The following is a 12884-nucleotide window of genomic DNA, read 5'->3' as shown; positions in this document are numbered from 1 at the left end:
AAATCTAGATTTATAGATTGAGTCATCAATTGATAAATGGTTGTTTGTTAGTTGTTATAGAGAGACGGGATGCCGCGATCGCATAAGGGTCAGATACACCCTAAAAACTGAAAAAGGCTGCTGAGGGCAAACCATCAATATAAATCTATGCTGAGCTAGATACTTAGCAGCGAAGGGGGATTAATTACGAACTTTAGGGGCGTTTGCTAATACAGCAATCGTACCAGTACGACCTGTGTCTACTTTGGCATCGCTGAGCAGGTCAATCACGGATACGCCAACCACTTCCTCAATTAGCGCTTTCAGTTTTGGCTCAAGTGCTTTTTCTAAATCTGTCCTTACTTGCTCAGCCAGCTCTTCTTGACCACTATTTGCTAAAAGTTGTTCTGGTGCCGTGATGGCATTTTCTAGAATAATGGCAATTTTTTCATCAAAAATTTGACAGGTAATTTGACTAGGTTGATGCCCCAGTTGATCCCGGTATAAAGCTTGGATGCGTTGCGATAGAGTTCTTTCTAGTTGTCCGCGCGTCGGAGAGGAAGTATCCATACTTTAAAGATTTTAAAAAAATTCTATCATCAGATAGATGATAAATCTATCTGGTTGCCCTGTCAAAATCTTTAAAAAAAGACTCTCTAAAAGAGAGTTAAATGAAGACAGACTGTTACTAAAATCACTCGGCTGTTTGGGGATAGATGAGAATTTTGTAAGTTTCGGGGGTGGGAGCGATCGCTTGTTCCACAGCAGCAGCTAAATTTTGCAAAGGATAGCGATCGCTAATTAATGCTTCCACATCAATTCGCTGGTTGAATACGATATCTGCTGCCAAATTTTGTATCCGGTAAGAAGAACTATAGCTACCCATTAAATCAATTTCTCGGCGGTAGAGAATATTTGGATTAATCGGGATTTCTACTTCATCAGGAAACTCAGCAAAAAATAAAATTTTACCGCCCCGACGGGTACAATCGAGGGCTTGGAAAAAAGCTTTGTCACTGGGAACTGCAAGTAAAGTCGTATCCACTCCCAAACCGCCGGTAAGCTCTTTAATTTTAGTTGCTAAATCTGGGTCGCGGGGATCGAATGCAGCTTCTGCCCCCACACTCAAAGCTTTCTCGATCCGAGAAGGAATTAAGTCAGTCGCGATCGCTCTGGCTCCGAAATACTTCACCAGCATGATAAACATTAGCCCAATTGGGCCAGCACCTGTAATCAAAACGGTTTGACCAGGAGCAACCTGGGCTTTTTTAACTGCTTTTAGACAGCAATTTGTCGGCTCCACAAAACTCGCTTGCTCAAAGCTGACATTGCCAGGAATGGGAATTAATCCGCCACTGCGGACAATGTGACCGGGCACTTTCACATAATCTGCAAAACCGCCGCCGCTAGGAGTAAATCCAGCCGTGGTCGTGACGTTTTTGTAAACATCGCACATCGAGAAATTGTCGTTGAGGCAATAATCGCAGCGCATACAAGGAATATGGTGCATAACCACAACTCGCTGCCCAATCTGCCAGCCAGTCACTTCACTTCCTACAGAAGTAATTACCCCAGCAGTTTCATGACCAAAGATGCGCGGTGGCTGGTAGAGAGGATAGCGAATTTTCTTGATGTCAGACTGACACAATCCCACAACCTTTACTTGTACCAGCACTTCATCGGGTGCAATTTCCGGCGTCGGCACTTCTTCGTAACTGAGCTGATTGACGCCTCTGAATACTTGTGCTTTCATGCTTTTCCTTAAACGATGGACTTTATACTTTCGATAGCCGATTGTTTATAGCTAATTGTCTATTGTTCGCGATCGATTGTCTATTCTGAAACGGAATTGCTGATGAATGAATTAATAGAAGTAGATGTCTTGGTTGTGGGAGGCGGAACGGGAGGAACCGCAGCTGCGATACAAGCTGCCCGTCGCGGTGCCAAGACAATGCTGGTGAGTGAATTTACCTGGCTGGGGGGAATGCTCACCTCAGCGGGGGTTGCTGCCCCGGATGGTAATGAACTTGCTGCCTTTCAGACGGGGCTTTGGGGTGAGTTTTTAGGGGAATTGCGTTCTCGGCAAATGGGAGGCTTAAACAATAGTTGGGTGAGTCTGTTTAGTTACGATCCCCGGATTGGTGCCCAAATATTTGCCGATTGGGTACGAAAATTGCCAAATCTAGACTGGGTTGCGGGGCAAGTGCCCTTAGAGGTTTTGCGAACAGGCGATCGCATCCTTGGGGTTCGATTTGCCGATTTCACCGTTCAATCCAAAATCACCCTAGATGGCACCGAACTGGGAGACTTGTTGCCTCTAGCATCTGTGCCCTACCGCTGGGGATGGGAATTGCAATCGGAGTTTGGAGAACCCAGTGCGCCTGTTTCTCACAATGAATTGACTCAGCGATACCCAGTGCAGGCTCCCACTTGGGTGGCAATTATGCAAGATTTTAGTGAGGAAGCAAGTGCGCCGGAAATTCCCCCTCCTCCTTCATCTTTTATCCTTCCTCCTTCATCCTTCCAAGGTAGCTGGGATCGCTACGGTTGGGAGAAGTTTCTCAATTATGGGCGTTTACCGGGGAATCTTTTCATGATCAATTGGCCCCTATGCGGCAATGACTATGGGGAAGGAGTGGGGCGTCTGATAGAGTCGGAGGCGGCGTGGCATCAATTTCTTCAAGAGAGTCTGTGGCACACTCAAAGCTTTGTCCGCTTTATTCAAACTAAGCTGGGGCGGCGTTACGGCTTAGCGACTCAAATCTTTCCCTCACGCTTGACTCCCAAACTCAATCAAAACTCAATCAAAACTCAAAACTCTCTCGGTGGAGGTGGTTATGCCCTACACCCTTACTTTCGAGAAAGCAGACGCCTTATAGGACTCGCGACCGTGCGAGAGCAGGATATCTTGCCAGTAGCGGGGGGAAAGGTTGCACCCCTACCTGTGGATGCGACTGGGGAGGTGAATGCGATCGCCCTCGGCAACTACCCCAACGACCACCATTACCCTAACTACAACTTTCTTGTTAAACCAAAATCAATTCGCTGGGGTGGACGCTGGACTGGCACTCCTTTCACCCTTCCCTACACTTGTCTAATTCCAGAGTCTGTGGATGGACTGCTGGTTTGCGAAAAAAATATCTCCGTCTCCCATATTGCCAACGGTTCCACCCGGTTACAGCCCATCGTCATGAATATTGGTCAGGCGGCAGGAATGGCGGCGGCGCTTTGCGTGCAGCGAAGTTGTCAACCCAGAGATTTACCTGTCCGAGTCCTGCAAGAAGCATTGTTACAAGATGAGCGATCGCCAGCAGCAATTTTCCCTCTGTTCAATTTACCGCGCGATCGCGCCGACTGGCTGCACAGGCAACGAGATTACTTGGATCGCCCTGACACCTATCCCTTCAATGGCAACTGCCCTTACCTGGAACCCCAGACGCCACAGGATTCAAAATATGTGGAAGTTCCCTCACCCTTTACGAAACACAGCGATGGGGAAGCGGTTGGCGGAAGCATTGAAAAATCCGCTTCAAACTCAGCACTCTTCTGTGGAGTGTTCCATCGCCATGCCGAGCAAGATTACACCTTCACTGTAAAGGAGCCAGCTGCTGGGGAAGAGCAAACCTGGATAGCGATCGCCTTGCGCCCAGAAGTAGACGGAGAACTCCAAACCTGCCTCGATCGGCAGATGCTCTCTGTGTGCGGATATCTCAATCAATCGGGCAAATGGTTGATTGTGGAAAAAATTATTGCTCCTGGGAGCGATCGCACTCATTTTTGAGCCTTAGGCATCGTACCTCTAACCTTAAACAAAAGCAGAACTCAATCGGAACCGACTAAGCTCTAACCGAAATTTTTCCTGGTTAACGATCAAGAACTCCGTATCAGGGACTATAACCCTGACACGGACATCTGCTATGCGCCCTTACACCTCTATCATGTTGTTGAGCTTACTATCAATCTCTTCAGGTAATTTCTTAGGGATCGAGTCCGCCTCTGCCAAGCAACTGCCATCCACGTCTTCCGAGCTAGCCGTATCGCTGAAACGTGGGAACGAACCGTCTCCGGATAAAGGAACCGGACGCCGAGATGCGTTTTCGCCCGAATATATCTCTATCGTCTAGAATTATCCTCTATTTAGCCAAATCTGAACAAGTCATCGATCCGCTTTTCACCTTGCGACTGAGGTCGATGAAAGCTCATTTGAAGGCAGCAAACTAAGCTCTAGCAGGTTTGTGCCAGTGTACTTGGGGCACTATTTGTCTAATTTTGCCTGTCACGGAGAATTTATTCCCTGACAAAAGCTATATATTAGGCCGTCCTTTTCTATAATTAGAGATTATTTACGTTCATGCTATCGGGGTGCTTAGAGTTCAATAGTTTCAGCGAGTGAATTGAACTCACTGCAAATGTGGAAACATAAGCTTTTCACCATTTTCACCAAGGAACCAGTGTTTTGTCCCCTTGCGATGCGATCACCCCTGATATGAGCAACGACCTGGATCTGATCAAAAGCCTTAGCCCCGGTGCGATGGATCAGATCATGTTTTATCTGGCCTTTAGTGCGATGAGAACCGGCGGGCACCGACACGGAGCCTTCCTGGATGCTGCTGCCACGGCAGCAAAGTGCGCGATTTACATGACTTATTTGGAGCAGGGTCAAAATATCCGGATGACGGGGCACCTGCACCACATTGAGCCGAAGCGAGTCAAAGTCATCGTCGAGGAAGTTCGGCAAGCGCTGACCGAAGGGAAACTGCTGAAGATGCTGGGTTCCCAAGAACCTCGGTATTTAATTCAGTTTCCCTATGTTTGGATGGAGCAGTTTCCGTGGCAACCGGGGCGATCGCGCATCTATAGCACCAACCTGACCGCTGACGAAAAGCGATACCTTGAGGAAAAACTGCCAAATAATCTGCCGGATGCCCAGCTAATCAACGCTTTTCAGTTTCTAGAATTAATTGAATTTCTCCACAGTCGTTCCCAGGAAGACTTGCCAGAAGAACGCCGCATTCCTCTAAGCGAAGCATTCGCCGAACACATCAAGCGGCGCTTAATCTATTCCGGCACGGTAACGCGAATTGATTCTCCTTGGGGATTGCCCTTCTACGCCCTCACTCGCGCTTCCTACTCACCCGCTGAGGACGAAGAACGCACTTATATCATGATTGAGGATACTGCCCGCTACTTCCGACTGATGAAAGATTGGGCAGACCGACAGCTAAATGTGATGCGGATACTAGAGGAACTCGATATTCCACCGGATCGCATTGAGGCAGCCATGCAAGAACTGGATATGGTCATCCGGGATTGGGCAGATAAATATCACCGCGCCGACGGTCAGCCAGTGCTTCTACAAATGGTTTTTGGCCCAAAAGAAGAATAAAACACTTAACTCACATTTTCGTTGAGCAGGGTGGGCAATGCCCACCCTGCTTCAGTTAGAAGCTACATCGGTAAAACTTTTGCCTGAAATCGGGGAAAAATTAACTTAGCCTTGTGTAGGCATTGCCCCAATAGTTTGATGCTGAATGCGGGGTTCTACAAACAAATTTGAAATGAGTATTGCTGCTAAATTGACCCACATTTGTATAAAGTTTTCACTCCTCATGCAAAAACACAATCGGGATCATTCGCACACTGCATAGCCAAACAGTTTAGTGTAACAATTTTTACAAACTTACTTTGAAATCTTTTATAGGACTAATTAAGAAGATTGTAAAAATAGGCGTTATAAAACTGCATGACCGGCAAAAAGAATCTTATTGTTATCGGCAACGGTATGGTAGGACACAAGTTTCTAGAACTGATGATCGCTAAAGGAGCGACGCAGGAATGGAACTTGATCGCATTTTGCGAAGAGCCTCGTGTTGCTTACGATCGGGTTAATTTGAGTGGTTTCTTTTCAGGCAAAACTGCGGCAGATTTATCGTTAGTTCAACCGGGTTTGTACCAAGAAAATGGAGTTGAAATCCATATCGGTGATAAGGCAGTTGCGATTAACCGGGAAGAAAAAACAGTTACATCAGCGAATGGGATAACAATTGCCTATGACAAAATTGTTCTAGCAACAGGCTCCTATCCTTTTGTACCGCCAATTAAAGGGAATGATGCGAAAGGTAATTTTGTCTACCGGACAATAGATGACCTTGAGGCAATGTCATCCTATGCGAAAAATTGCCAAACTGGTGTCGTTGTTGGGGGTGGATTATTAGGTTTGGAATGTGCGAACGCTCTCAAAAATATGGGTTTAAAAACCCATGTTGTTGAGTTCGCACCCAGATTAATGCCACTACAAATTGATGATGTCGGTGGCAACATCCTTCGCAACAAGATAGAAGAACTTGGGGTTTCAATTCATACCAGTAAATCTACAACAGAAATTGTCAGCATTGATGGCAAGGTTGCTAAAATGACCTTTGCTGATGGTGAAGAGTTAGAGACAGATATGATTGTCTTTTCTGCGGGAATTCGTCCTCGCGATGAAATCGCGAGAGGATGTGGATTAGCAGTAGGCGATCGCGGCGGGATCGTTATCAACGATTCTTGCCAAACTTCAGATCCAAATATTTATGCTATTGGAGAATGCGCCCTTTATCAAAATCGAATTTACGGCTTAGTCGCTCCTGGCTATACAATGGCAAGCGTAGCGGCAGATATCCTGAGCAAAACAGGGACGAGCAGCTTTACCGGCGCGGATATGTCCACCAAGCTCAAACTGTTGGGAGTGGATGTTGCCAGTTTCGGGGATGCCTTTGCCAAATCTCCCGGCGCTAAAGAAATTTCCGTTACTGATACCATCCAAGGTGTTTACAAAAAACTGGTTTTAAATGAAGATGGTAGCCATCTTTTAGGTGGAATTCTGGTAGGAGATGCTTCAGCTTACGGTACGCTGCTGCAATTTGTGCAGAATGCGATCGCCCTCCCGCCTCATCCAGAAGATTTGCTGATGCCACCCCGCGAAGGCAAGTCTGCCACAGTCGGTATGGGTGTGGAGAGTTTACCAGATACTGCCAAAATTTGCTCTTGCAATAATGTTAGCAAAGAGCAAATTTGTAGTGCCATCCAAGAAGGGCAACTCACTGATATTGCCAGTGTAAAGAAATGCACCCAAGCCGGCACAGGTTGCGGCGGTTGCGTGCCACTGGTAACTGATATCCTCAAAGCTGAGATGAAGAAAGCGGGGATAGAGGTAAAAAATCATCTCTGCGAACACTTCGCCTATTCCCGTCAGGAACTTTATCACTTGGTGCGTTCTCAAAAAATCCTGACTTTTGAAGATTTAATTCAAAAACATGGAAAAGGGAAGGGGTGTGAAATTTGTAAGCCTGCTGTAGCTTCTATTCTCGCTTCAACGTGGAACGAGTATATTTTAGAAATGCCGCATGTGGGGTTGCAGGATACCAATGATTATTACCTGGCAAACATTCAGAAGGATGGAACTTATTCAGTAATCCCCAGAGTTCCCGGTGGTGAACTAACACCAGATCAGCTGATTGTGTTGGGAGAAGTTGCTAAAGATTTTGGTCTTTATACCAAAATTACAGGTGGACAACGGATCGATTTATTAGGTGCGCGGGTAGATCAATTACCCCAAATTTGGCAGCGACTGATAGATGCTGGATTTGAATCGGGACACGCTTATGGGAAGGCACTCCGCACGGTCAAATCTTGTGTAGGTAGCACCTGGTGCCGCTTTGGGGTTCAGGATTCAACCACTTTGGCGATTGAGATCGAACTGCGATATCGAGGCTTGCGATCGCCCCACAAATTAAAATCAGCTGTATCGGGTTGTACCCGCGAATGTGCCGAGGCTCAAAGCAAGGACTTTGGCATTATCGCAACTGAAAATGGCTGGAATTTATATGTATGTGGCAACGGAGGAATGAAGCCACAACACGCAGTTTTGTTAGCAACAGATATTGACAAGGAAACGCTGATTAAATATTTGGATCGGTTCTTGATGTTCTATATTCGCACCGCGAATCGACTAGAACGCACTGCAACTTGGTTCAATAAGCTGGAAGGAGGCATCGAGTACCTGAAGCAGGTAGTTATTGAAGATTCTCTGGGCATTTGTGCTGAATTAGAATCAGAAATGCAGCATCTTGTCAATACCTATCAGTGTGAGTGGAAAGCCACAATTGAAGATCCAGAAAAAGTGAAGCGATTCCGTCACTTTGTCAATTCTGACCAACCCGATCCTGGTTTAGTTCATGTAGAGGAACGGGGGCAAAAACGTCCAGCTTATGACCACGAGAAGGTTTTAGTTGGTATTTCCGAATAAGCTGACTGTTGCTCTGGTGCATTACCTACAGTTTAAAAAAACTGATGTTATTTCAAGTAGGAAAAACATACACACGCTATCAAATTCATTCTGCATTGGGTGGAGAACTCCAAACTTATCTTCCTCAGCGTGCTGGAAAGATTGTGTGTGGATGTTTTAAGCCTACCCTGGACTCAAAAGCTCCTGATGAAGTTTTGGTAGAAGATTCACCAAAAGTAAAACAGAAAGCTGAGATACTCTGCCAACAAGGAGGTGCTATTCCAGTGTTCCTCAAGCTACATCGAGCTAGGTGGAAGTATATAGGAATGTTTCGTGTCAAGAAACATTCCGTTGACCTAGAAGAAATTAGGCGTAAGCAGCAGGAATCAGGCAGAAATAACATTGCAGCCGTGCTGTATTTGGAACCTGTGTTAAGCGAACTATGCAGTACGGTTCAAATAACCAAAGAGCGAGTTTTTGAGTTAGTTTGACTTGCTGCAATGTGTTGAATTTTTCAAGCTAGGCTACACCAATCCGTTAATCAATAGGAAAAGAAAATGGTTCAAGCATTACCGATTCGTCAGACAATTTCTACATGGGTTGATATTTGTCCGCTGTCAGCGATCGCGCCCAACACTGGAGTTTGCGCTTTAGTTGAAGATCAACAGGTGGCAATTTTCCGTGTGGGACAAGAAACTGATGTATTTGCGCTAGGCAATTACGATCCCTTTAGTAAAGCCTTTGTCCTATCGCGGGGAATTTTAGGCGATCGCAATGGCATTCCCAAAGTTGCATCCCCCATCTACAAGCAAAATTTTAACTTGCTCACCGGAGAATGCTTAGACGATGAAACCGTAAGCGTTCCTACTTTTCCTGTAAGAGTGGTGGAAGATAAAGTGCAGGTAGCTATTAGCGAATAACTACTGCTACATTTCATCAAAGAACCCGGTTTCAGAAGAGAAACCGGGTTCTTTAATAGGGATACTACTATATATACAGCTAATGAAAAGGAGTTCTCCTATGCAGCCTACGGTAACTAATGGAGTGCGTTGGGCTACTACAGATATCAACCTCTTACCTGAAAACGAAGGCACGCGCTATGAGATTATTGATGGAGAGTTGTTTATGACCAGAGCGCCCCACTGGAAGCATCAACGCACCTGCTTCAACATCTGTTGAGAAGTCGATGCTTGGTCTGTTTTTAGTGGTTTAGGGCAAGCCAGCATCACTCCGGGTGTGCTATTCAGCGAATCAGATAACGTCATACCAGATGTAGTGTGGGCTAGTAACGGAAGATTAGCTGTATTGCTAGACGAGGCGGGACATCTAACAGGCGCACCAGAATTAGTGGTGGAAGTGTTATCACCTGGTATAGAGAATGAACGCCAAGATAGAGAACCTAAACTCAAACTTTACGCATCACGGGGAGTCCAAGAGTATTGGATTGCTGATTGGCGCTTGCAACAAGTTGAAATCTACCACCGCGAAAATGCGACGCTAAAATTGATAGCAACGCTACTAAATAATGATGAGTTAAGTTCACCTCTATTGCCAGATTTTACCTGCACTGTGGCTCGGTTTTTTGTGTAGGAAAGTGGTAGGGAAAAAGGCGATCTCCACTAGCTGTGCTTACTTTTAGAAGCTGTTTTAAAAGTCTAATAAGTTGTTATTTTGCATCCTGAGTGGAGTGAAGCGCAACGCTCAAGGCGCGATCGCTTCCCTCATTCAGTGTCCCCACCCACCCCTAAAAAAATACATCTAGCCAGAGCAAAATTACTGGCTGACAACGGGGTCAAGATGCGATCGCACCCCATCTCACTCCATCAGCAAAGTGCGATCGCACTCAACTCGGACTAAGTCTTCAGACTGATGTAGAGCTGCAATAAAATTTCAACACTTATGGCATAACTAACAGAAAAAATCTGTAGTTATGAAATCTTATTTGTGCCTTATAACCGGAGGAAAAACAATGTTTTCAAATCAACCGAAGCACGTTGATGCCGTAGGCGCTGACAACACTGGCAGTGGGTTTCTCACCCCTGATGCTGGCCCCGATACCGCACGCGCCGATTATTCTGAGGAATCGGATCTAAATGACGCAACTCATGATTATGACAACGTTGATGAACTTGTTCCCGATACCTCTGTTGAGGAGTCTAGGGGTAACGTTGTCGATCGTCAAATGAGAATTATTGGACGCACTTCAGGATGACATCGCAAGTGTCATTCAAAAAATCAAAATCGGGATGACAGGATTTGAACCTGCGACCCCCTCGTCCCGAACGAGGTGCGCTACCAAGCTGCGCTACATCCCGTTGTCATAAGTGACAAACTAGATCCACAATATCACGCCAAATCCCAAATCACCAACCCACTCCACCAGAAATTAATTCACTGAGTCCGTTGCTTGCTACGATAAACTCTGTATGACTGAAAGTGGAAAAAGCGGGTTGTGGCTGTTAAACCAGATTGGTTGCGCGTCAAAGCGCCTCAGTGGGAGCGAGTCGGTAGTGTTAAAGAAATTTTGCGGGATTTGGGGCTGAATACCGTTTGTGAGGAAGCCTCTTGCCCCAACATCGGCGAGTGTTTCCAAGCCGGTACAGCGACATTCTTAATTATGGGGCCAGCCTGCACGCGGGCTTGCCCCTATTGCGATATCGACTTTGAGAAGAAGCCCAAAGCGCTTGACTCCACGGAACCAGAAAACTTGGCGGAGGCAGTTAGACGACTCCGACTGAATCATGTGGTAATTACCTCAGTGAACCGGGATGATTTGCCGGATGGCGGTGCGTCTCAGTTTGTCCAGTGCATTCAAGCAGTTCGCGCCACCTCCCCGAAGACGACCATTGAGGTATTGATTCCTGACTTGTGCGGCAATTGGGGGGCACTCGAAACAATCCTCCAAGCAGCACCAGAAGTGCTAAACCACAATACAGAAACGGTTCCTAGTCTTTACCGGCGAGTGCGTCCTCAAGGAAATTATCAGCGATCGCTCGAACTACTACATCGAACCCGCGAGTTAGCCCCTTGGGTTTACACAAAATCTGGTTTGATGGTAGGGCTGGGAGAAACTGACGCCGAAATCCGGCAGGTAATGCAAGATTTACGAGATGTCGATTGCGATATTTTGACGATTGGGCAATATCTCCAACCCTCCCAAAAACATTTGAAAGTCGATAGCTTTGTCACACCTGCTCAGTTTGATGCTTGGAGACAGTTTGGCGAGTCGCTGGGTTTCCTGCAAATCGTCTCCTCTCCCCTGACTCGGAGTTCTTATCATGCCGAACAGGTGCGGGAATTGATGGAACGCTATCCTCGATTCAAGAGTTATGAGTGACCAGAACTCCTCTAACTCAATCAAAACGATTCCCTTGAGGGAAGCGAAAGGTCAAAACTCAAAACTCACGATAGCGATTCTTGGATCGGGCGCTTGGGGTACGACCCTTGCCTCTCTCGCATCTCAGAACGGTCATCACGTCCGTGTGTGGTCGCGTCAGTCTTCCCTATGCTTAGAGGCGGTTCTAGAGAATGCTGAAATTGTTTTATCCGCCATCTCGATGAAAGGTGTCGGCGAGGTTGCGGCGAATGTACAAAAGGCTGTCTCTTCTAAGCCAATTTTCGTCACCGCTACCAAAGGATTAGATCCTGTCACTACCTGCACCCCTTCACAAATTTGGCAGGCGGCATTTCCGACTCGCCCAGTGGTCGTTCTATCGGGGCCAAATCTTGCTAAAGAAATTCAACAAGGATTGCCAGCTGCTACGGTGGTAGCCAGCCGGGATGCTGCCGCTGCCTCGTCGGTGCAAGCGGTGTTTTCGTCCCCCAGTTTTCGGGTTTATACCAATGCTGATCCTTTGGGAGTGGAACTCGGCGGAACGCTAAAAAACGTGATGGCGATCGCTGCCGGTACTTGTGATGGGTTGCAATTGGGAACGAATGCCAAAGCCGCTTTGTTAACCCGTGGTCTCACTGAAATCATCCGCATCGGCAACTGCTGGGGGGCACAACCTGAAACGTTTTATGGATTGTCAGGACTTGGTGACTTACTCGCCACCTGCAACAGCAGTCTCAGTCGCAATTATCAGGTCGGTTACAGATTGGCTCAAGGTAAGACACTCTCCGAAGTTTTAACCGAGCTGGAAGGAACCGCTGAAGGGGTCAACACCGCTTCCGTGCTGATTCAACGAGCGGATCGAGAAGAAATTTCAGTTCCGATTTCTTACCAAGTCTATCGCTTGCTCAAAGGGGAAGTTACCCCACTCTCAGCAGTTGAAGCACTCATGCTAAGAGACAGCAAACCTGAGTATAGCTAGGTTTTAGCCCTTAAAACCATCTATAGGGAACTCTTTGAGCCAATATTCTTTCTTAACCCTAGGGATTTTTCAGGAAATCCTTCAATTGGTGATGTAGATTAACTTGGCCTTTGACCCAAATCACTACTCTAAGATTGAGCGCTGCCTATACTACCCAAAGATAGAAATCTGAATCCTACTAGAGACAGGTTTTTCTGAATGTCACGTCGTCCCTACCTGCATAACCATCGATATCGATGAATTCAGTAAGTGTCATGCAGCTAGATGTAACAGAAAGTAACAGAAAGGTAAGCATTAGCTGTTTCGTCCTGGAGGGTGGGAATTCT

General features: G+C 46.5%; 12 protein-coding genes, 1 tRNA gene and 1 pseudogene. 11 read left to right on the top strand and 3 right to left on the bottom strand.

The window, feature by feature from the left end:
• Positions 1-180 precede the first annotated feature (180 nt).
• The gene (locus NDI33_RS06235) at positions 181-549 is read right to left on the bottom strand and encodes a DUF2294 domain-containing protein (RefSeq protein ID WP_190412703.1); all 369 of its coding nucleotides are present in this window, start codon (positions 547-549) and stop codon (positions 181-183) included.
• 124 nt (positions 550-673) lie between these two features.
• A complete protein-coding gene (locus tag NDI33_RS06230) occupies positions 674-1732 on the bottom strand; it encodes a zinc-dependent dehydrogenase (RefSeq protein ID WP_190677720.1) in 1059 nt (352 codons plus the stop codon).
• A 102-nt stretch (positions 1733-1834) separates the two neighbouring features.
• On the opposite strand from NDI33_RS06230, the gene NDI33_RS06225 reads away from it, so the two are divergent.
• From NDI33_RS06225 to NDI33_RS06185, 9 genes and pseudogenes are all read left to right on the top strand, one after another.
• Complete coding sequence (locus NDI33_RS06225; protein WP_199302556.1) at positions 1835-3760, top strand: FAD-dependent oxidoreductase; 1926 nt, start codon at positions 1835-1837, stop codon at positions 3758-3760.
• A gap of 136 nt (positions 3761-3896) precedes the next feature.
• On the top strand, positions 3897-4103 hold the full coding sequence (locus tag NDI33_RS06220) for a hypothetical protein (RefSeq protein ID WP_190412706.1): 207 nt from the start codon (positions 3897-3899) through the stop codon (positions 4101-4103).
• 362 nt (positions 4104-4465) lie between these two features.
• Positions 4466-5365 carry a heterocyst differentiation master regulator HetR gene (gene hetR / locus NDI33_RS06215; protein WP_190412890.1) on the top strand — a complete coding sequence of 300 codons (900 nt, stop codon included), beginning with the start codon at positions 4466-4468 and terminating at the stop codon, positions 5363-5365.
• Positions 5366-5722: 357 nt separating this feature from the next.
• Positions 5723-8266 carry a nitrite reductase large subunit NirB gene (nirB, locus tag NDI33_RS06210; protein ID WP_190677718.1) on the top strand — a complete coding sequence of 848 codons (2544 nt, stop codon included), beginning with the start codon at positions 5723-5725 and terminating at the stop codon, positions 8264-8266.
• Between the two features lie 44 nt (positions 8267-8310).
• Positions 8311-8736, top strand: coding sequence for a hypothetical protein (locus tag NDI33_RS06205; RefSeq protein ID WP_190412708.1), 426 nt, complete (start codon positions 8311-8313; stop codon positions 8734-8736).
• Between the two features lie 66 nt (positions 8737-8802).
• Entirely contained in the window at positions 8803-9165 is a 363-nt protein-coding gene (nirD, locus tag NDI33_RS06200) for a nitrite reductase small subunit NirD (protein ID WP_190412709.1), read from the top strand.
• 100 nt (positions 9166-9265) lie between these two features.
• Positions 9266-9835 (top strand): annotated as a pseudogene (locus NDI33_RS06195) (Uma2 family endonuclease).
• Positions 9836-9916: 81 nt separating this feature from the next.
• Positions 9917-10102 (top strand): hypothetical protein, encoded by a 186-nt coding sequence (locus NDI33_RS06190; protein ID WP_190412710.1) that lies wholly within the window; start codon positions 9917-9919, stop codon positions 10100-10102.
• 112 nt (positions 10103-10214) lie between these two features.
• A complete protein-coding gene (locus NDI33_RS06185) occupies positions 10215-10457 on the top strand; it encodes a hypothetical protein (RefSeq protein WP_190412711.1) in 243 nt (80 codons plus the stop codon).
• A gap of 29 nt (positions 10458-10486) precedes the next feature.
• On the opposite strand, the gene NDI33_RS06180 is transcribed toward NDI33_RS06185, so the two are convergent.
• Positions 10487-10560 (bottom strand) — tRNA-Pro (locus NDI33_RS06180).
• A 137-nt stretch (positions 10561-10697) separates the two neighbouring features.
• Here NDI33_RS06180 and lipA point away from each other — a divergent pair.
• Together lipA and NDI33_RS06170 are read left to right on the top strand one after the other, a co-directional pair.
• Entirely contained in the window at positions 10698-11582 is an 885-nt protein-coding gene (gene lipA / locus NDI33_RS06175; protein WP_190677716.1) for a lipoyl synthase, read from the top strand.
• A complete protein-coding gene (locus NDI33_RS06170; protein ID WP_190412713.1) occupies positions 11575-12558 on the top strand; it encodes an NAD(P)H-dependent glycerol-3-phosphate dehydrogenase in 984 nt (327 codons plus the stop codon). The genes lipA and NDI33_RS06170 overlap by 8 nt, the downstream gene beginning before the upstream one ends.
• The last annotated feature ends 326 nt before the right edge of the window (positions 12559-12884 follow it).

The organism is Trichocoleus sp. DQ-A1, from assembly GCF_039961955.1.
GTDB lineage: Bacteria > Cyanobacteriota > Cyanobacteriia > Cyanobacteriales > FACHB-T130 > FACHB-T130.
This window is presented reverse-complemented; position numbering and strand designations above follow the sequence as displayed.

Coding starts and splice junctions, on each gene's coding strand:
- NDI33_RS06235 (WP_190412703.1), bottom strand. CDS start 549: ATGGATACTTCCTCTCCGACGCGCGGACAACTAGAAAGAACTCTATCG.
- NDI33_RS06230 (WP_190677720.1), bottom strand. CDS start 1,732: ATGAAAGCACAAGTATTCAGAGGCGTCAATCAGCTCAGTTACGAAGAA.
- NDI33_RS06225 (WP_199302556.1), top strand. CDS start 1,835: ATGAATGAATTAATAGAAGTAGATGTCTTGGTTGTGGGAGGCGGAACG.
- NDI33_RS06220 (WP_190412706.1), top strand. CDS start 3,897: ATGCGCCCTTACACCTCTATCATGTTGTTGAGCTTACTATCAATCTCT.
- hetR (WP_190412890.1), top strand. CDS start 4,466: ATGAGCAACGACCTGGATCTGATCAAAAGCCTTAGCCCCGGTGCGATG.
- nirB (WP_190677718.1), top strand. CDS start 5,723: ATGACCGGCAAAAAGAATCTTATTGTTATCGGCAACGGTATGGTAGGA.
- NDI33_RS06205 (WP_190412708.1), top strand. CDS start 8,311: ATGTTATTTCAAGTAGGAAAAACATACACACGCTATCAAATTCATTCT.
- nirD (WP_190412709.1), top strand. CDS start 8,803: ATGGTTCAAGCATTACCGATTCGTCAGACAATTTCTACATGGGTTGAT.
- NDI33_RS06185 (WP_190412711.1), top strand. CDS start 10,215: ATGTTTTCAAATCAACCGAAGCACGTTGATGCCGTAGGCGCTGACAAC.
- NDI33_RS06170 (WP_190412713.1), top strand. CDS start 11,575: ATGAGTGACCAGAACTCCTCTAACTCAATCAAAACGATTCCCTTGAGG.